The sequence below is a fragment of the Labrenzia sp. R5_0 genome, assembly GCF_017743835.1.
In the GTDB taxonomy this organism is placed as follows: domain Bacteria; phylum Pseudomonadota; class Alphaproteobacteria; order Rhizobiales; family Stappiaceae; genus Roseibium; species Roseibium algicola.
The window spans coordinates 847,007-863,558 of sequence record NZ_JAGHRK010000002.1; the positions used below are offsets into that span (position 1 = coordinate 847,007).

A 16,552-nucleotide genomic window follows, 5' to 3' on the forward strand; every position below is an offset into this window, starting at 1 on the left:
GCCTATGTAACCAATTGGAACCGGCCTCGGGCAAAAGGAGCACGCGTGACCAAAACCCTGATACTCTGTTCAGCCCTGCTAGCTGCCACGTCGGCAATACCGGCGCATGCGCAATCGACCCAGCTGCGCAGTCCTCCCATGATGACCTCGCCGCGGCTGCCTTCTGCCGGTCAGCAGCTGAACCAGAACCTCAACCGCCAACAGTCCGGTTTCTCCACCCGGCAACAGATTGACGGTGCGGAGCGTCTGAACCGCACCGAGCAGATCAACCGGCAGAACACCCGGCCGGACAAGGAAGAAACTCCTTGTGCCGGCGCGAACGAAAGCTGCCGCGATTAAAGCGGAGAAACAGGACAGTGACAGCCGCTGAGGCTTAGTTGATCAGTTCCAGCGTCATCTTGCTGACACCCAGTGTCAGGTTCGTGCCTGTCTGGCTTTCCAGGCTGAAAGGGTTGAGCGCGATGGAGCGGTCGAAACCACCCAGCAGCGCGTTCGCCTTGATCCCCGCACCAACACTTGCCCCGGCGGTCAGCCCGCCGTAGGTGCCTGCCAAAAGGCCCGGCTTCCGGTTTGCGGAAGGTGCCAGCACACCCCAGACCAGCGTGGCCTGTTTGGTCTTGCCTATGTCCAGCCCATAGTCGCGGACGGTCCCCTTGTAGTTTTCCACCGCTCCGCCGTCGACCGGTGAAAAGCTGCATCCGAGTGTTGCTGAAGAGCCAACAATGAAACTGTGCTCGCCTTCCACCAGGCAGCTCAGTTTACCGATTTCAACCTTTGGGCTGTCTTCGGAGGCAAGGGCCGGCATGGCAAACACAATGGCCACGGCGGCAAGAACCGGTTTAAAAATACGCATGTAGAGAACTCCCGTTCGGCTGCGAATATTCGCTTTTAGCAAAGACGCGGATCACGCCCGTGATATGACGCGCCAAGACGTCAAAATCGCGGCAATGGCAACAGGGTCAGGTGTAACCGTCGGTAGTGTCGGTACCGCCCGCCAGAGCTGGGGCAAGCACACCAGCATTCGACGACCTGTCCGACACTCGGGCAAGCAGAAACCGGCGACCGGCAATCAGAAGGGTCAAGGTGACGATCACCGGAAGAATGCTGTTTTCCGGCGCCTGGAACGCCCAGACCGTTCCAGCCAGTGATACGGCAAGCATCAGAAACGATAGTCGGTACTGTGTTGATCTGGGCAAGTCGGGGACACCGGCAAATCCACCGCGTGAGAACAGGGTCAAGACCCCGCCGGTAAGCGTCACGGTCAACAAAACAGCACTGTACGAATAGCCTGTCAGGAATGCTGCCAGAGTGCCGTCACTAAACCGATACAGGCCGACCAGAAGCGGTGTCACCAGCAGGATATGCAGATTGATACCCAGCAATACGGGGTGCATGGGCGCCTTGACCAGCACAAAGCCGGCAAGAGCGAAAACCGCAAGACCGCAACCACTCCAGCCTGCAAGCTCCAGATCACCCGTCTGTCGCCAGAGCACAATGAAGACAATCGACGGCAGGCTTTCAAACAGATCAAGAAGCAGTTGTTTTTGATGTGAATTTGCCATCGCTCGACCTCCACCTGACTGGGAAAGGCTAGAGCGTTCGAACTGTGCTGTAAACCGCGCATTCCTCAACCGGAAAATGCAGCCCACAACAGGAAAGGGCGGCCGTCGGCCGCCCTTTCGCAAGTCTTTCGATGTCCGATAAGCTTATTTCAGGTTCCCGCAGAAACGCTGGATGCGCGTGCAGGCTTCTTCCAGAGCTTCGGTCGAGGTCGCATAGGAAATGCGGAAGTTCGGACCAAGCCCGAAAGCCGAACCGTGAACGACGGCGACACCTTCAGCTTCCAGAAGCTCGGAGACGAAGTCCTCGTCGCTCTCGATCACCTTGCCGGACGGGGCCGTCTTGCCGATTGTACCGGCGCAGGACGGGAACACGTAGAACGCGCCTTCCGGCACCGGGCACGAAATGCCGTTGGCCTGGTTCAGCATGGAGACAACCAGGTCCCGGCGTCCCTTGAAGACTTCGTTGTTCTTCGGGATGAAGTCCTGGGTGCCGTTCAACGCCTCGACCGCCGCCCACTGGGCGATGGAGCAAGGGTTGGAGGTCGACTGCGACTGAACCTTGGCCATGGCCTTGATCAGGTCAGCCGGGCCTCCGGCATAACCGATACGCCAGCCGGTCATTGCATAGGCCTTCGACACGCCGTTGACGGTCAGCGTGCGCTCGTAAAGTGCAGGCTCCACCTGAGCGGGCGTGGTGAACTTGAAGTCGTCATAGACGAGGTGCTCATACATGTCGTCGGTCATGACCCAGACATGGGGGTGCTTCATCAGCACATCGCAGAGCGCCTTCAGTTCAGCTTCCGTGTAGGCCGCACCGGACGGGTTGGACGGAGAGTTGAAGATCAGCCACTTGGTGCGCGATGTGATCGCCGCATCGAGTGCTTCCGGGGTAATCTTGAAGGTCGACTTGTCCGCTTCCACGATCACCGGTTCACCGCCTGCTAGCAGCACCATGTCCGGATAGCTTACCCAGTAAGGGGTCGGAATGATGACTTCATCGCCCGGGTTCAGCGTTGCAATCAGCGCGTTGTAAAGCACCTGCTTGCCGCCGGTACCCACGGTGATCTGGCTGGTTTCGTAAGTAAGCCCGTTTTCCCGCTTGAACTTTTCGACGATGGCCGCCTTCAGCTCCGGAATACCATCGACAGCGGTGTACTTGGTCTTGCCGTCGGTGATGGCCTTGATGGCGGCTGTCTTGATGTTTTCCGGGGTATCGAAATCCGGCTCGCCAGCTCCGAGACCGATTACATCGCGGCCTGCGGCTTTAAGCTCGCGTGCCTTGTTGGTGACGGCGATGGTCGCAGAAGGTTTAACACGCGCCAATGCGTCAGCAAGAAAGCCCATAATGTCCTCCAGGGGGAAACGGGATTAACAGCGCGCGGACCCTAGATCCGTGCGCTGCGGAAAACAAGACCAAATCCGGAGAAGAACGGGAGTTTTCAGGCCGCTTGCGCCAGTTTGCCGGCGTATCTTTCAATCACCCCGGCATCGAGCGGTCCGCCATGGCCGAGATAGAAGCGTTTTGCCCCCTTGGACAGCAGAAATTTCAGCGAACGGACGACCTGAAGCGGGTCTTCTTCGAAGGGGGGCGGCTTGGGCCGACCCTTCAGCGCGATTCCCCCCAGAAGAATGCCGGACGCCGCCAGATCCCCCGCGAGGACGGCACCATCGTCAAGCAGTACCGACAGCGATCCGGGCGTGTGGCCTGGCGTCGGCATGATGACACCTTGCACGCCATAGGCTGTCAGATCCAGTGTCTGGTCCCCTGACAGAAGAATGTCCGGCTCCACCTTCGCAAATGGCCGTTCGATCGCGCCTGAAAGCTTGAACAGCCGACCGAAGAACCCCGAAGGCTTCAGGATGGGAGCCTGGCCCCGGCAATAGGGCAAATCACCTTCATGCAGCACGATTGGCGCGCCCGACAGTTTCTGAAGACGCTTGGCGCTGCCCGCATGGTCGATGTGGCCGTGGGTCACCACGATCAGCTTCAGATCGGCAAGGCAAAGCTCGACCTTCGCCAGCCCCTTCTCGATCTTGGTCTCGCTGCCTGGCAACCCGGTGTCCACAAGCACGGCACCACCGGCAAAGGTCAGCAGAAACGCGTTGACCATGCCGAATGGCAGGATCGGGATAGTGTGGATCTGGATCTCGGACATGTTTGCCGCCGTTCTCTTCCTGGTGATAGGTTGGCTCTTCACCTAGGCGGACGCGGAAATACGTTCAATTAGGCACCTTTTGGTAACCCGGACGGGCCATACCCCCGGCGAACCGGTGGAGACGGACATGAGCGAACCGATCGCATCCCTCTGGCGCCTGCCTGGCACGCAGGACTGTCCTGTTGCCGACACGCTGAAAAGCATTGGCGGCAAACACACCCCAAAGGTTCTGCATTGCCTGACCGCTAGGGATCATCATTTTCTGGAACTACAGCGGACACTGAAACCGATCAGCCGCAAGGTGCTGACCCAGGAACTGCGCCACCTGGAAGAGATTGGACTGGTCGCTCGTACCGAACTGGACGACGCCCACCGCCGCGTCCGCTATGCCCTCACACCGAAAGGCCGGAGCCTGACCGAAATCCTTGGACAGGTTTACCTTTGGGCCGTGGAACACCACGGCAGTGACGCAGCATCAGCGGCGTAAACCCTACGCCTTAACCAAGCCGCAACCCTGACAAGCCTTCCCCAAAGGCAAGCAACGGTACATTGCCGCTTGACCTTGCAGCCTTGCACACGACACTATCCGCCGAGGGACTGAAGTTTTCCTGTCCTTTAGCAACCTTTGAAGCATGGGTTTGGGGGATCAATGCAGAAGGTTTTTCTGGTTCCACTATTTGTAGTTTCGTTATTTTTTGGAGCGCTACCAGCGTCTGCACTTGCAGACCGGGTCGCATTGGTAGTCGGCAACGCCTCCTATCAACACGCGACGCAACTGGACAACCCGATCAATGATGCATCCTTGATCGCCAGCAAGTTAACCGAGCTTGGCTTCAAGGTCCTGCTTGTCATGGACGCAACCTTTGAAGATTTCACGGAAGCCCTGCGAGAGTTCGAAGCCGATCTGCAGACAGCGGACACAGGCATGTTTTATTACGCCGGACACGGAATGCAGTTCCGCGAAGAAAATTATCTCCTGACCACCGATGCTGCAGTCATCGACGAACAGGACGTCGTAACCAGTGGCAAGAACCTGAACAGCATCATCAGCATGATGGAAGCTCGCGTTCCATTGAGTCTGGTCTTTATCGATGCCTGCCGCAATAATCCGTTCGCGGATAATTTGAGAAAGAAGCTTGCGGGGCGGGCAAGAGCACTTGGTCTCAACAGAGGCTTGGCGGTCCCTGAGCGATCGGCAAATTCGCTGGTTGCTTTTGCAACCAAGCCAAATGAAGTTGCCCTTGATGGAGACAACAGGAATTCTCCCTTCACGACTGCCTTGGCAAAACACATAGTTACACCCAACATCGAAGTATCAACGATGTTAAAAAGGGTGACCCGCGACGTTCTTGAATTGACGGGACAAAAGCAAAGACCGGAAGTTGTCGCTTCCATGGCGTCCGAGTTCTACTTCTTTCACAACAACGCACTGATTTCTCCGGTCATTACCTACGACAACGACGCCGAGCGTGAAGCTGCAGCCACTTTCGCACTGAAAGAGGCTGTCGAAAAGAACACCATTTTGGGTTACCGCGTCATCATTGAGAACTTTCCCAAAACCGTAGCCTCGGATGTGGCTGACAAGTTACTAAAAGAGCTTGAGCAGGACACGATAAGTCAGCAAACTTCAGGATCCCATGAACCTACCGAACTGACACTTTCGACACAGACACTTCTGGATCGGATCGGCGAAGTCAGCAGAACAGGAGCAGCCTTAGCTGTAACAAGCATTGCGCCCGAAACGCTTGAACTCAGTCTGGGACTTGACGCGAGCGGATACAGCAAGGTCCAGGCAGCACTCAACATGCTTGGTCATGATGCGGGAACAGCTGACGGTGTTTTTGGTACAAAGTCCAGATCTGCGTTGCGGGCCTTTCAGGTTGCCAGCAAAATCGAAGATACCGGTTACATCGACCAGAACTCACTGCTTCACCTCATAAAGGTTTTCGAAGAAACTCCAAAGGTTTACGATGGAATGTGGAGCCTAGAGGTTCATCGCTTCAATCCACATCCGGAAGATCCATTTCAGATCAATGACAGGACCTTGCTTTCCTCAGCAACATTGCGGTTCCGCAATGACCAGTTCTATTTGCTGGACTGGAAGAACCTCGCCGGCATCTCTCGTAATGACAACCGCAATCCCTTCGCAAATTTCCGTGGTGTCGTAACCTCGGACAAGAAGATGTCCATGCGCCTGGAGGCCGATTATCTCTTTCAGAAGAAGAAGGTGAAGACTGTTGAGATCAGAGGCAGCTTCCCGGACTTCGTCGCATATGGGTCCCGTCTCAACTTCAACGGGCCGAGGCTGGAAAACACCGGCCCGAAGGACGAGACCTGGGTCAGGATAGAGCTGAAAAGACTACCTCCCGAAAAGAAGTAAAATCCAGTTCATGTTTCGCTTGTGCCTGTCGAGGGTCAGCTTCTCGTTTCAAGGATCAGCTTCGGATCGTCCTTGTCCTCATCGATGATCGTGCACTTGAAGCGCTTTTTCTTGGTCTGGCCATTGAGCACCGTCACCGGCACCGACAGGGGAACTTCCGAGGCGTCTTTGGCAGAGGTCAACAGGGACGCATAATTGCTCGGGTGAAGCAGCATCTCGGTGATCGGACGGCTGTCGAGGACGTCCGATGTCAGATGGTAGGTCTTCATCGCTGCGTTGTTCGCCGCGATGATGATCTTTGACTTGATGTTGACCACCAGGATCGGCGCGCTGCACGCTTCGAAGACCCTGGCAAAATCGACGTCACCGCCGGCATGGCCGGCCGAAAACAGCACCCCGCCCACCGTGCCGCCGACACGGAAATACATGGCGTCGTATTTCAGTTCGACGCTGTCGTTGGACGCCAGCAGGAACTTGCCACGCCCGGTCGCACTGGCCCGGCGCGTCAATGCCGCAAGCGTCAGGGAGACGATCGTTCGCCCGACCCGGTTCTGGATATGGGCAATGTTGCGCCCCAGGATCAGGCGAGCATCCTCGATCTGGAAGCTCTTGAGGAAACCGTCGCTGGCAAAGCGCACGTAGCCGAAATTGTCGACCAGCAGCACAACGCGGGTGGAGGACGCGACGAAATGCTGGAGGATCGGCGCCAGTCCCAGTACGACCCGGCCCGGATTATTATCATTCTCACCGATGGAGGGGAAGCAGATCGCAAGGATCTTGCCGTCCGGCAACTCGTAACGATAGGCAACGATCGGAATGCCCGGGATACGGTGGTCCGGCCCGCCGCCGACGTCGAACGGCCCGGCCTGGCCTTCCCGGATCGCACCCTGGACCAGCCGGAGAATGGTCTTACGATCCTCTGGCGACAGGTGGCGCAGTGCCTCGTTGGAGGGCGCTTCCTGCAGATCCCGCACTTCGCTATTGAAACTCTGGGAACCGACCTCGTGCCAGAGAATGGTTTTCTTGCTGATATCGGCAATGAAAAACTGGATACCCGCCAGCGACAAGGCCGGCGGCTCCCCGGCCTTCTGGACCGATGGTTCTGTCGACGTTACTGGGTCTGTCGGCTTGCCCACCGTGGCGCTCTGCGCAGCGTTTATCGTCATTCCATGCCTGGTCTGTTTGTATCGGATGTCCCGGCGAGCAAGCATGCTTCCGAAATGCAAACAAACACTAAAATCGCATCGTAAAATATCTGGGTTATGTCAGTTTTTACAGTAATTAAACAATGCAATACGTTTTTATGAGAAGTTGTATTGTCAATTTTACGAAAGCTTAATTGGCCGGTTTGAGCCCCCGGAACCACAACCTTCCACCTTCGCACATCAAGACTGCCGGAATGAAAAACAGAACCGTCGCCCCCCTGAATGCAGCGCCATTCGGAGCACGAACACTACCTATTGTGCCGCCTTGCCAAGGCGGCAGCAAATAGATCGAATTTGCCGCAAAATAGTCACGAAAACACACGGCGCATGTCTAAATCGCGTCCGCGTGCCGGCGCAATTTCAAACGAGATTGAACTCATCCCAGCGGATGGAGGAGCCAATGGCCCACGCAACGACCGTACAGGCGACCATCAAGTCGCAGAACGTAAGCTTCCCACCGGTTTTGCTGTTCATAGTGGCAGCAGGCCTGTTGATGTTGATGTCCGCACTGGAGCCGTCACTGGTGCTGCCGATGGTCGCGTTCGTGACCATGGTTGCCGTTACCCGTCTGCTGGCCCGCCGACTGTTTCAGGACCTGACCGGCGTTCAAGCGCAGGCAGACTGACAGAAACCGAAGTACAACCGCTCGAACCTGACTGATCATCACCATGGCACGCGTAGATAACCAGAAAACCAGAAAGTCCGTTCCCTCCAAAAGCGACCTGCATGAAGCCCGGCCGCTGTTGCAGGCAATCTTTCTGGGCATGTTGCTGGCAACCGCTTTGGTCGCAGCAGCGGCGATGGCAAACCCGGCCAACACGAACGGTGTCCCGAAGACCGAGCCCGTCGCGCACTCAGCAACCGGCCAGGCACCTGCAAACGCCGGTCGACCGGCAAGCGCCATGTTCTGACAGCTTGACATACAAGGAGCCGCCGCGGCGGCTCCGTCTGTTTCAGGAAGTCAAGATCAGCGCCTGGAGCCCGACCTTTCAAAAGCCGAGACCCGGCCTCATGCTTGGCACATGAGTGCCGGGCCTCAGTGCCCGGTCCGCCCCCGGATAACGTTTCCTGCCCAACGATGGTTCTCTTTGAACCTTCATCCAAGACAGCCCCGCAGTGCATATGTGCAAGTGCCCGCTGCCTCACCGCCCTCAGGTGGTCCGCCGGTTGCGTCCGCTGTTGATCACGGTCAAGGACAGGAATTTGTTCGTTCGCCAAGTAAAGCAAGATCACATGTCATCTGCAAGACCGCACGCGGTTCAAGGCTGGCATCGATCGTAAATTAACCAGAGTCACATGGCGCGACCTTGAATACCGGGGATAACCGCAGTCCAGGCCTTTGCGAGTGCGTTCGGAAACTTCCGGCAAGCCATGTGGAACAAAATCCGCTACGGGGCATTTGCCCTCAAGTGGTAGTATTACGCCGATGCAACCGGCGCCAGTGAGGGATTTCACATCATGACCATTGCCAACGGCGAAAAGTGGATCGATAAAGAAACGAAGGGTTTGTCGGAGGCAGCAATGGACATCGACCTCACACTTTCAGCAGACACGATCCGCCTGCTCGCCCAGAAGGCGCGAGCAGTTGCATCGTCTCTTCAGGATACGTTCGAGGACGGCCATGAAGGCGACGTCGAATTCGACGCCGATTCCCTGGAGCAAAGTCACGGTCACGATGGCCTTGCGGAGGAGGAAAACGACGACCTCTCCGACGAGGAACTGCGGGAGCTGATCGAGGATCTCAACGTGGATGAAGCTGCCGAACTGGTGGCCATCTCCTGGATCGGCCGCGGTGACTTCGAGGCTGAAGACTTCCAGCAAGCGGTCGACGAGGCACGCGAGCGCGCCGTCGGTTCGACAGCAACCTATCTTCTCGGCATGCCGCTCCTGGCCGATCACCTGGAAGCCGGTCTCGACGCGCTTGACCTCTGACGGCCGACACAGCGCTGTTTTCGCCCGGGCTTCAAGACGTTCGGCGGGTCAAGCTGGCTAGGTCATTTTTGCCGGGTCTTCCACATCAGGTCGTTTTCCTTGGGAAAACCGGTTAGCAATTGATTTACTATCTTTTCGCTGCCGGACATTTGGCCCACTCTTGCCCCACTTCGTGGTGGGACAAGGGAGTTGAGGGCATGCTGCAAGACCCGGCGAACCAAGACGTGTTTACCGTCCATCGTCCGTCTCCATGGCCATATGTCGGCGCAATGCTCGCTGCGTCGGCCCTGATCACGACACTGGTCGTGGCGTTCAGCAGCTAATCCATACCGGCACTACCGCTCGAAACCGGTACCGGTCATCGTTCAGAGAGTTCCTTAATGCGTTCAACGCGTCTGGCCGTGCTTGATCTTGCCCGCGGCCTCGCTGTTGTCGCCATGGCGATCTACCATTTCTCCTGGGACCTTTCCTGGTTTGCCTATGTCGACTGGCCCGTTGCCCAGGGCACAGGCTGGCGCATATTCGCCGCCTCGATCGCCGGCAGTTTCCTGCTTCTGGCCGGCGTCAGTCTGGATTTCGCCCACCACCTGGGCATCCGTTGGCATGCATTCTGGCGGCGCCTTGCCGTGATCATCGCAGCCGCTGCCGCCGTGTCGCTGGTCACCTATTTCACTTTCGGCGATACTTTTGTTCGCTTCGGCATTCTCCACTCCATTGCCTTGTCCAGCGTGATTGCCCTTCCCTTCACGCGCCTTCCGTTCGTCTTTGCCGGGCTTGCTGCGGCGTTCGTTTTCTCTTTGCCCTTCTGGGCAGCTTCGTCCGCCCTCGACGGCCAGCTCTGGCTGTGGACAGGGCTCGGCACACCGGATTTTGCCAGTGTGGATTATGTGCCGCTGGCGCCCTGGGCCGGAGTGACGTTGGCGGGCGTCGCCATCTCGAAGATTTTCCGAAAGATCAATCTGTGGCAGACGCTGTCCAGGTTGACATTCGCCAACCGTCCCGGCCGGCTGACGCGGTTCTTCGGCCGCCATTCCCTGCCAGTCTATCTGCTGCATCAGCCCTTGCTGTTCGGCCTTGTGTGGACGGCAACGCAGATCGGCCCGGAGATGGACCGCTCCGCCAATGCCTTCGTGCGCAATTGCACGGTTTCCTGCCAGGGTACGATCGCCACGACAGAAATCTGCGAAGCCGCTTGCGGCTGTACGCTTGAATATCTGAAATCGGACGGCATCTGGGACCAGCTTCTTGCGGAGCCCGAAAACCAGTCTCTGCGCAACCGGATGTCGAACAGATACAGCCAGTGCCTGGCTGATCCAAAGTGGCCGGATCCGCTCAACTGATCCCGGCTTTCAAGCCTTCGGTGCTGTTTCCGGGCGCTCAGGAAAGACGGGTCAGTTGCCGGAGCGCCCGGCCCCGCCGCTGCCGTGCAAAGGGAAGAAACACGTCCTCGTCTCGCCCCGCCGCAACCTGCTCCAGCGCCCAGAGGGCCGACACGGCGTCGCATTTGGCTTTCATAACGCCGAGACAATCGGCCTCGGGCACCGCAGCGCCCGTTGCTGCATAGGCTTTCAGGAATACCTGTTCCTCATCCGCACTCATCTCGTGCTCCAGAACGGCGTAGGCAAGATCCCAGGCGGGATCCGACATGCCTGAAAATTCCCAGTCAATCAGCCAGAGCTGGTCGGATGACATGAGGCAGTTGCCGGGGGATGGATCGCCATGGCTCGGAACAAGCACCCGGTCAGTACCACCAGCGGTGCCGGCACCGATCGGCTGCAACACTATTTCCAGCCCGGTCATTTCCTCCCGGCACCGAACTGCGTCCCGAAGACCTTGCCACTGCGCCTGAAGCACGCTGTCCGGATCGAGCAGCCCTTCGAAGGTAACACCGGACCCATGCAATTGCCCCAATGCCTCGCCGAGTGCACGGGCCAGGCTGTACGACGGCTGCTCCGAAAGATCGGCAGGGCTGCCGGTGACCTCGACGGCGCGGGTCACCAGAATGCCGGCCTCCGCATCACAAAATACCGGTGGCACGGCAATTCCAGTCGCAGCGGCGAGCATCAGGTTTCTTGCCTCTGCCTTCCTGTCAATGTTGCCTGCCGCTTCCAGACGGGGAAGCCGCAGGAAGAACGTACCCTTCTCAGCCTCCAGCCTGAACACACGGTTTGTCAGTCCAGGATGGGGCCGGGCTGACAGGGGAGCGCCACAAACACGATGCAGGTCCTGATGCCGTTCATAGGCCTCCAGGATGTCCGGCAAAATGGTGTCTGGCGCGTCAGAGGAAAGCTGTGGCACAAGCAGGAACAATCGAGCGAAACAGAGGAGCTGGCCGGACGCCATGACGAACGTCCCATCGCCCCATATCATCATCACCTACTGCCGCCAATGCAATTGGCTGTTGCGCTCCGCATGGATGGCGCAGGAAATCCTGTCCACCTTCTCGGAAGAAGCCGGCGCTGTCACCCTTGTTCCGGGCACCGGAGGCATTTTCACAATCGTCTGCGACGGTCAACTTGTCTGGGACCGCAAGACAGATGGAGGCTTTCCGGAGGCCAAGGTGCTGAAACAGCGGCTTCGTGACCTGCTTTGGCCGGAGAAGGACCTCGGCCACAGCGACCGCCAGGACAGGAAAGACTAGGCCGGACGCGCTCAAGTGAATTGACTTCTTGAAGTCGCGAATATGTATACTGTGGCATCCGAAGCGCAGCTTTCGGCAAGCAATTTCGAGACAGGACGCATGAACCGGAGCCTTCATGCACATCAGGTTATCACTGTTATTTATGACGCTACTATCGCTTGCCGGAGCAAGCACCAGTTCTGCAGTGGAAACCAGCGAACCTGAAATCGTCATCTATACCGAGGACTACAAACCGCTCTATTTCCCTGGTGAAGACGGGAAAGTCTCGGGAACTGTCACCCAACTTGTACAAGATCTCGCCGATGACGCCGGCATAACGGTCGAGATGCACATGCGGCCGTTCAAACGCGGGTTGAATGCGGTGGAGAGCAACGCCAACCATTGTTTCATGGCCCTCTGGCGCACTCAGGAACGCGAACCGAATTTCACCTGGGTCGGACCTTTGGAAATCGACGGATACGGCCTTTTTGCCTTGAAGGGCAGTTCCATAGAACTTTCGACAGTCGAAGACAGTTTCGGCTATTCGACAGGAGCCGTCGGTGGCTGGACCAGCACCAATGAACTTCAGGACGCCGGCCATCCACATCTTGTGCTGGTGGACGAAGATGGGCTCAATGCGAACATGCTGCGGTCAGGTCACACCAAGCTCTGGCTGGGTGGCCTGATTTCGGCTCCCTATGTTGCGGAACAGGAAGGAGTGGAGATCGAGAAACTGCTGACCCTGCAGACCGTCGAACTTGCTTTGGCCTGCAACTCACATATCGACCAGTCCGTTACCGATCGCCTGCAGTCAGCTTTGAACGCACGTCTTCAGAAAACGCCACAAAACAACCCCAAGCGATTGACGCAATAGACAATTTATCTCTGCTGCAGAGCAACCACCTCGAAAAGTTGCATAACTTCAGAAAACTACTTTCCAAAGTCTTACCTGCACAACAAGCACACAAAAGACCGCCCATAATTAATGCAAGTCTCTTTTGGGTCTTCTTAAAACTTTCAATTCAAAATGCTTTCGGCAAGACAACGTCCGGAGCTCAAGAATGAAGTTCGTGAACCTTCCTTTCAGGAAGACTGCAACCGAGCCCTCAGCAACAAGGCATGAGCGGGCCGGACAACCGGCACGGCAGCGCCCCTTTTTCGACTGGCCGATCAAGACCCAGCTGCAGATTGGCTTCGGCGCCATGCTGTTGTGCGCCATCGGGGTCGGTGCGGGGGGCTTGTTCGCAAGCTCTGAGGTCAAGAACTCGGTGACGGTGGCGAAGACCGCCAACGAACTTCTGGGAAGCGTCCCCCGGTTGCTGTCCCACGCCCAGACATTCAGTCGCGATGGCAGCAGCCAGACGGCGGAAGCGGTTGCTGCAGACATTGGCTTGATTTCGCAGGAGAGTCTCGCCCTGTCTGAAAGCCAACCCCAGGCGGCAACGCAGTTCGCGAGCATCGTCGGCGATCTGGAGACCGGCTTTGCGACGCTGCGCGACACACGGCAAAGCCGTGACACAGCGGCTGCGAACCTCGACACCCTCACCTCCGAACTGGTTGCAACAACCAACAAGGCCTTCGAGGAATACAAGGCCCTTGCCACTTACAGATCCGCCCTTGCCATCACCAACGAAGGCAAGATGACCAACCTGTCCAACGTCAGCCCCCGGCTCAGCAACATGCGCATCACCACTGTGGTGCTGGCGCAGGAAGCCGAAACCTTTGCGGCAACACCAGACAAGACCCTGGCAAAGAAACTCGCGGACCGGGTGGATGCCCTCGACAAGGACGCGAAGGCGGTTCGCCGCACGGTGAAGACAGACACGATCAAGGACAGCGTCAAGGACCTCACCAAAAGCTCCAAGTCCTTTGAGAAGCTTCTGAAAGCGCACCTGAAGTCCCCGGAAGAGGACGCCTGGAAAAACAAACTGGAACCGGCCATCCTTGAACTGATCACCCTTGCCGACACGATCATCAAGGCCGCCGAAGCACCGATTGACGACCTGACGAAGGAACTGCGGGACTTCGACAAGGCGAGCGCCGATATCGCGCTTCTGTCGAACTACACCCAGAGTGTGGCGCGTAGCGTGCTCGGCATCCGCAGCGCCTATTCAGACTATCTGAACACATCCTCGCAAAACGCCGCTGATACATTCCAGCTCTATCTGGGCGATGCCCGCACGGAACTTGGCAATCTGGACACGGTGCGAACCTCAGCCGGCAAGAACACGTCTGACAAGGCTCTGAATGATCTTCTCAATGGTCCACTCAAGGCGCTTGTTACCGCCGGTGGCGATGCCTTGCCGAAACTGGAAGCCACCTTTGCCGAAGTCGTCACCTCGACAGCGGCACTGCGCGCAAGCGAACACTCCTTTGCCGCCGCCGCCTCCTCCCTGACGGAACAGGCAGAAATCATCAGCGCCAATTCCGGTGCAACCGCACTGGCAAGCGCCGTCGGCGCTCAAACGCAGATCACCATTACGCTTGCCCTGGCACTGCTTCTGGGCATCGCCTTCGTCGTATTGCTCTCCACTGCCATCATCCGCCCGATCCGGGGCCTGACCGATGCGATGCTCAAACTGAGGGACGGCAACACGGCTCTCGATCTTCCGGCTGCAAACCGCAAGGATGAAATCGGTCACATGGCTCAGGCCGTCGCAACCTTCCGTGACCGGGAAATCGAGCGGATGCGGCTGGAAGAAGAAACCCTTGCAAGCCAGGAAGGTGTCCGCCAGCGCCAGGCCACCGTCGATGCGCTTGTGGCCTCGTTCCGTCAGGATATCGAGCAGGCTCTCGCCACGGTGACCGGCAACATGCATCAGCTCGACAACACGGCCGAGCAGCTTTCCGAGATTGCCCGCACGACGACGGGCAAGTCCGAAGACGTCAGCACCGCCTCCAGCCAGGCCAGCCAGAACGTCCAGACCATCGCAGCCGCCACGGAGGAACTCAGCGCCTCCGTTCAGGAGGTCGGCCGGCAGGTCAACGACACCCTCGTGCGCGTTGAGGAAGTTGCAGGGGCAACCCGCACTTCCAACGACCAAATCAAGGGCCTGTCGGCGGCTGCCGAACGCATTGGTGCCGTTGTCCAGCTCATCCAGGAAATTGCCGAGCAGACCAACTTGCTCGCGCTCAATGCGACCATCGAAGCCGCACGCGCCGGCGAAGCCGGGCGGGGGTTTGCCGTGGTTGCCTCGGAAGTCAAGTCACTGGCCGGTCAGACGGCCAAGGCAACAGAGGAAATCTCCAGCCAGGTGTCTGAAATCCAGCAGGCCACCAACGGCGCCGTGGACGCGATCAGCGCGATCATGGAAATGATGGAGTCCGTCAACGAGACCGCAGCCGCCATGGCAAGTTCCGTCGAACAGCAGGCCGGTGCCACCGCGGAAATCTCCACCGGCGTTTCCCAGGCTGCGGGCCAGACCGCAAGCGTATCGGAAAATATCGGCGATCTCTCCCGAGGCTCCAGCGAAACCAGTCTGTCTGCCCGTGAAGTGGAAGAAATCACCGGTGCAGCCACCCGGCAACTTGCCGAAGTCACCACACGGATCGACCGGTTCCTGCAGGATGTCGCAGCAGCCTGAGTTGGGGGTTCTGCAGAAACTGGATACCGGCGTCACCGATATCCAATCGCCTTGCACCTGACTGTCTTTAGTCATCCCGGACGCAGCGCAGCGAAGATCCGGGATGACCACGGCGGGTTTTATCTTGGCGGCAACGCTGTGTGCTTACATCCCATTACGCTGCATCCTGCGCCTCAAACACCTCCCGGGCCGCGTTGAGGCCGTTGATCGCTGCCGGCAGGCCGCCATAGACGGCCATCTGCCAGATCGCCTCGACGACTTCCTTCCGGTCCGCACCGGCGGCAAGCGTGTGTTCAATGTTGATCTTGAGTTGCGGAGCCGTCTGCCCGCCAAGCACGGTCAGGGCCGCAATCGTGCACAACTGGCGAGTTTTCAGGTCGAGGCCCTCCCGGGCATAGTGCCGGCCGTAAGCCCATTCGATCAGGCTTTCGGAAAATCCAGGCAGAAGATCGTCGTAACGATCACTGAGAATGGCTTCCAGGTCGGGGTTAAGTTTCTGCGTCAGCGCGCGGCCGCGCTCCAGGGCGGTGCTCATGTTTCGGAGCTTCCTTGCTTGGCGGCGCGCCGTGTTCGGTCCGGGCGCAGCTTTCGAAGGCCGGATCAACGGTCTCACCCGCTTCCATCCTTCTGTAGCGATCAATCTTATCGTCCAGGACGTCCAGCATCTCGGTGAGCCGGGCAATATCGCCGACAACCTTTCCCCTGTGCGCTTCCAGCAGCTTCCGGCGCTCCGTCAACGAAGCTTCGCCCTTTGTACGCAGGTCCGCGTAACGCAGCCGGTCCTTGATGCCCATACCGGTCGATTTCAGCCGGTCCAGGAAGTCGATCCACCTGAGGATGGTCGCATCGTAGACCCGCCGCCCACCACCGTCCCGCAAGGGACGCGGCAGAAGGCCGATCTTTTCGTAGTAGCGCAGGGTGTCGGTCGAAAGTCCCGATTTCTCGGCCAGGTCGCCAATCCGCATGTCAGTCTCCGAACGGAACGATTTCTCTCAGGTACCGGTTGGAGTGCACTCCAGGTCAAGCGCCTTTTTCAACTAAATCAAATCTGGCGACACGGAGCTGCATTGCTGACAGGGGTCAATCTCGGTCCGGTTCGGCCGTTTTCGAGGC

The 16,552-nt window shown here is 58.1% G+C and carries 18 protein-coding genes; 10 read left to right on the forward strand and 8 right to left on the reverse strand.

The genetic code is table 11. The features are described from left to right. Positions 1 to 45 precede the first annotated feature (45 nt). Entirely contained in the window at positions 46 to 339 is a 294-nt protein-coding gene (locus J7447_RS12775; protein ID WP_145903515.1) for a hypothetical protein, read from the forward strand. A gap of 34 nt (positions 340 to 373) precedes the next feature. On the opposite strand, the gene J7447_RS12780 is transcribed toward J7447_RS12775, so the two are convergent. The 4 genes from J7447_RS12780 to J7447_RS12795 form a co-directional block, all read right to left on the reverse strand. After that, a complete protein-coding gene (locus J7447_RS12780; protein WP_209169774.1) occupies positions 374 to 853 on the reverse strand; it encodes a DUF992 domain-containing protein in 480 nt (159 codons plus the stop codon). 106 nt (positions 854 to 959) lie between these two features. Beyond that, a complete protein-coding gene (locus tag J7447_RS12785; RefSeq protein ID WP_209169775.1) occupies positions 960 to 1,562 on the reverse strand; it encodes a hypothetical protein in 603 nt (200 codons plus the stop codon). A gap of 144 nt (positions 1,563 to 1,706) precedes the next feature. Further along, positions 1,707 to 2,906, reverse strand: coding sequence for a pyridoxal phosphate-dependent aminotransferase (locus J7447_RS12790; protein ID WP_022997972.1), 1,200 nt, complete (start codon positions 2,904 to 2,906; stop codon positions 1,707 to 1,709). Positions 2,907 to 3,001: 95 nt separating this feature from the next. Continuing rightward, positions 3,002 to 3,718 (reverse strand): MBL fold metallo-hydrolase, encoded by a 717-nt coding sequence (locus tag J7447_RS12795; protein WP_209169776.1) that lies wholly within the window; start codon positions 3,716 to 3,718, stop codon positions 3,002 to 3,004. Positions 3,719 to 3,845: 127 nt separating this feature from the next. Here J7447_RS12795 and J7447_RS12800 point away from each other — a divergent pair, with 127 nt between their 5' ends. Continuing rightward, positions 3,846 to 4,205 carry a helix-turn-helix domain-containing protein gene (locus J7447_RS12800; RefSeq protein WP_145915728.1) on the forward strand — a complete coding sequence of 120 codons (360 nt, stop codon included), beginning with the start codon at positions 3,846 to 3,848 and terminating at the stop codon, positions 4,203 to 4,205. Positions 4,206 to 4,367: 162 nt separating this feature from the next. Continuing rightward, positions 4,368 to 6,098 carry a caspase family protein gene (locus tag J7447_RS12805; RefSeq protein WP_209169777.1) on the forward strand — a complete coding sequence of 577 codons (1,731 nt, stop codon included), beginning with the start codon at positions 4,368 to 4,370 and terminating at the stop codon, positions 6,096 to 6,098. Between the two features lie 35 nt (positions 6,099 to 6,133). On the opposite strand, the gene J7447_RS12810 is transcribed toward J7447_RS12805, so the two are convergent. Continuing rightward, positions 6,134 to 7,264, reverse strand: a complete 1,131-nt coding sequence (locus J7447_RS12810; protein WP_208993780.1) for a hypothetical protein — start codon at positions 7,262 to 7,264, stop codon at positions 6,134 to 6,136. A 439-nt stretch (positions 7,265 to 7,703) separates the two neighbouring features. On the opposite strand from J7447_RS12810, the gene J7447_RS12815 reads away from it, so the two are divergent. The 4 genes from J7447_RS12815 to J7447_RS12830 all read left to right on the forward strand — a co-directional run bounded on the left by J7447_RS12815 (position 7,704) and on the right by J7447_RS12830 (position 10,575). Further along, positions 7,704 to 7,928 carry a hypothetical protein gene (locus tag J7447_RS12815; protein ID WP_139314228.1) on the forward strand — a complete coding sequence of 75 codons (225 nt, stop codon included), beginning with the start codon at positions 7,704 to 7,706 and terminating at the stop codon, positions 7,926 to 7,928. 43 nt (positions 7,929 to 7,971) lie between these two features. Next, positions 7,972 to 8,214 carry a hypothetical protein gene (locus J7447_RS12820; RefSeq protein WP_022997977.1) on the forward strand — a complete coding sequence of 81 codons (243 nt, stop codon included), beginning with the start codon at positions 7,972 to 7,974 and terminating at the stop codon, positions 8,212 to 8,214. Positions 8,215 to 8,761: 547 nt separating this feature from the next. Next, entirely contained in the window at positions 8,762 to 9,235 is a 474-nt protein-coding gene (locus J7447_RS12825; RefSeq protein ID WP_286189130.1) for a DUF3775 domain-containing protein, read from the forward strand. Between the two features lie 380 nt (positions 9,236 to 9,615). Next, positions 9,616 to 10,575: a heparan-alpha-glucosaminide N-acetyltransferase gene (locus tag J7447_RS12830; protein ID WP_209169778.1), complete on the forward strand. Its 960-nt coding sequence runs from the start codon at positions 9,616 to 9,618 to the stop codon at positions 10,573 to 10,575. A gap of 37 nt (positions 10,576 to 10,612) precedes the next feature. On the opposite strand, the gene J7447_RS12835 is transcribed toward J7447_RS12830, so the two are convergent. Beyond that, complete coding sequence (locus J7447_RS12835; RefSeq protein WP_209169779.1) at positions 10,613 to 11,578, reverse strand: phosphotransferase; 966 nt, start codon at positions 11,576 to 11,578, stop codon at positions 10,613 to 10,615. Here J7447_RS12835 and J7447_RS12840 point away from each other — a divergent pair. The 3 genes from J7447_RS12840 to J7447_RS12850 all read left to right on the forward strand — a co-directional run bounded on the left by J7447_RS12840 (position 11,577) and on the right by J7447_RS12850 (position 15,439). Continuing rightward, on the forward strand, positions 11,577 to 11,876 hold the full coding sequence (locus tag J7447_RS12840) for a SelT/SelW/SelH family protein (RefSeq protein WP_031268203.1): 300 nt from the start codon (positions 11,577 to 11,579) through the stop codon (positions 11,874 to 11,876). The genes J7447_RS12835 and J7447_RS12840 overlap by 2 nt on opposite strands. A gap of 142 nt (positions 11,877 to 12,018) precedes the next feature. Further along, positions 12,019 to 12,729 (forward strand): transporter substrate-binding domain-containing protein, encoded by a 711-nt coding sequence (locus J7447_RS12845; RefSeq protein ID WP_209169780.1) that lies wholly within the window; start codon positions 12,019 to 12,021, stop codon positions 12,727 to 12,729. A gap of 187 nt (positions 12,730 to 12,916) precedes the next feature. Continuing rightward, complete coding sequence (locus J7447_RS12850) at positions 12,917 to 15,439, forward strand: HAMP domain-containing methyl-accepting chemotaxis protein (protein WP_209169781.1); 2,523 nt, start codon at positions 12,917 to 12,919, stop codon at positions 15,437 to 15,439. Between the two features lie 154 nt (positions 15,440 to 15,593). Here the strand turns inward: J7447_RS12850 and J7447_RS12855 are convergent, their stop codons facing one another. Beyond that, positions 15,594 to 15,974, reverse strand: coding sequence for a carboxymuconolactone decarboxylase family protein (locus J7447_RS12855; protein WP_062487764.1), 381 nt, complete (start codon positions 15,972 to 15,974; stop codon positions 15,594 to 15,596). After that, a complete protein-coding gene (locus tag J7447_RS12860; protein WP_055655741.1) occupies positions 15,928 to 16,404 on the reverse strand; it encodes a MerR family transcriptional regulator in 477 nt (158 codons plus the stop codon). Before J7447_RS12860 ends, J7447_RS12855 begins: the two co-directional genes overlap by 47 nt. Between the last annotated feature and the right edge of the window lie 148 nt (positions 16,405 to 16,552).

Excerpts from the sequence above, each read along its gene's own strand:
- J7447_RS12825 (WP_286189130.1), top strand. The coding sequence starts at position 8,762 with ATGACCATTGCCAACGGCGAAAAGTGGATCGATAAAGAAACGAAGGGT.
- J7447_RS12845 (WP_209169780.1), top strand. The coding sequence starts at position 12,019 with ATGACGCTACTATCGCTTGCCGGAGCAAGCACCAGTTCTGCAGTGGAA.
- J7447_RS12840 (WP_031268203.1), top strand. The coding sequence starts at position 11,577 with ATGACGAACGTCCCATCGCCCCATATCATCATCACCTACTGCCGCCAA.
- J7447_RS12815 (WP_139314228.1), top strand. The coding sequence starts at position 7,704 with ATGGCCCACGCAACGACCGTACAGGCGACCATCAAGTCGCAGAACGTA.
- J7447_RS12830 (WP_209169778.1), top strand. The coding sequence starts at position 9,616 with ATGCGTTCAACGCGTCTGGCCGTGCTTGATCTTGCCCGCGGCCTCGCT.
- J7447_RS12795 (WP_209169776.1), bottom strand. The coding sequence starts at position 3,718 with ATGTCCGAGATCCAGATCCACACTATCCCGATCCTGCCATTCGGCATG.
- J7447_RS12800 (WP_145915728.1), top strand. The coding sequence starts at position 3,846 with ATGAGCGAACCGATCGCATCCCTCTGGCGCCTGCCTGGCACGCAGGAC.
- J7447_RS12810 (WP_208993780.1), bottom strand. The coding sequence starts at position 7,264 with ATGACGATAAACGCTGCGCAGAGCGCCACGGTGGGCAAGCCGACAGAC.
- J7447_RS12860 (WP_055655741.1), bottom strand. The coding sequence starts at position 16,404 with ATGCGGATTGGCGACCTGGCCGAGAAATCGGGACTTTCGACCGACACC.
- J7447_RS12780 (WP_209169774.1), bottom strand. The coding sequence starts at position 853 with ATGCGTATTTTTAAACCGGTTCTTGCCGCCGTGGCCATTGTGTTTGCC.
- J7447_RS12855 (WP_062487764.1), bottom strand. The coding sequence starts at position 15,974 with ATGAGCACCGCCCTGGAGCGCGGCCGCGCGCTGACGCAGAAACTTAAC.
- J7447_RS12820 (WP_022997977.1), top strand. The coding sequence starts at position 7,972 with ATGGCACGCGTAGATAACCAGAAAACCAGAAAGTCCGTTCCCTCCAAA.
- J7447_RS12835 (WP_209169779.1), bottom strand. The coding sequence starts at position 11,578 with ATGGCGTCCGGCCAGCTCCTCTGTTTCGCTCGATTGTTCCTGCTTGTG.
- J7447_RS12805 (WP_209169777.1), top strand. The coding sequence starts at position 4,368 with ATGCAGAAGGTTTTTCTGGTTCCACTATTTGTAGTTTCGTTATTTTTT.
- J7447_RS12850 (WP_209169781.1), top strand. The coding sequence starts at position 12,917 with ATGAAGTTCGTGAACCTTCCTTTCAGGAAGACTGCAACCGAGCCCTCA.
- J7447_RS12785 (WP_209169775.1), bottom strand. The coding sequence starts at position 1,562 with ATGGCAAATTCACATCAAAAACAACTGCTTCTTGATCTGTTTGAAAGC.
- J7447_RS12790 (WP_022997972.1), bottom strand. The coding sequence starts at position 2,906 with ATGGGCTTTCTTGCTGACGCATTGGCGCGTGTTAAACCTTCTGCGACC.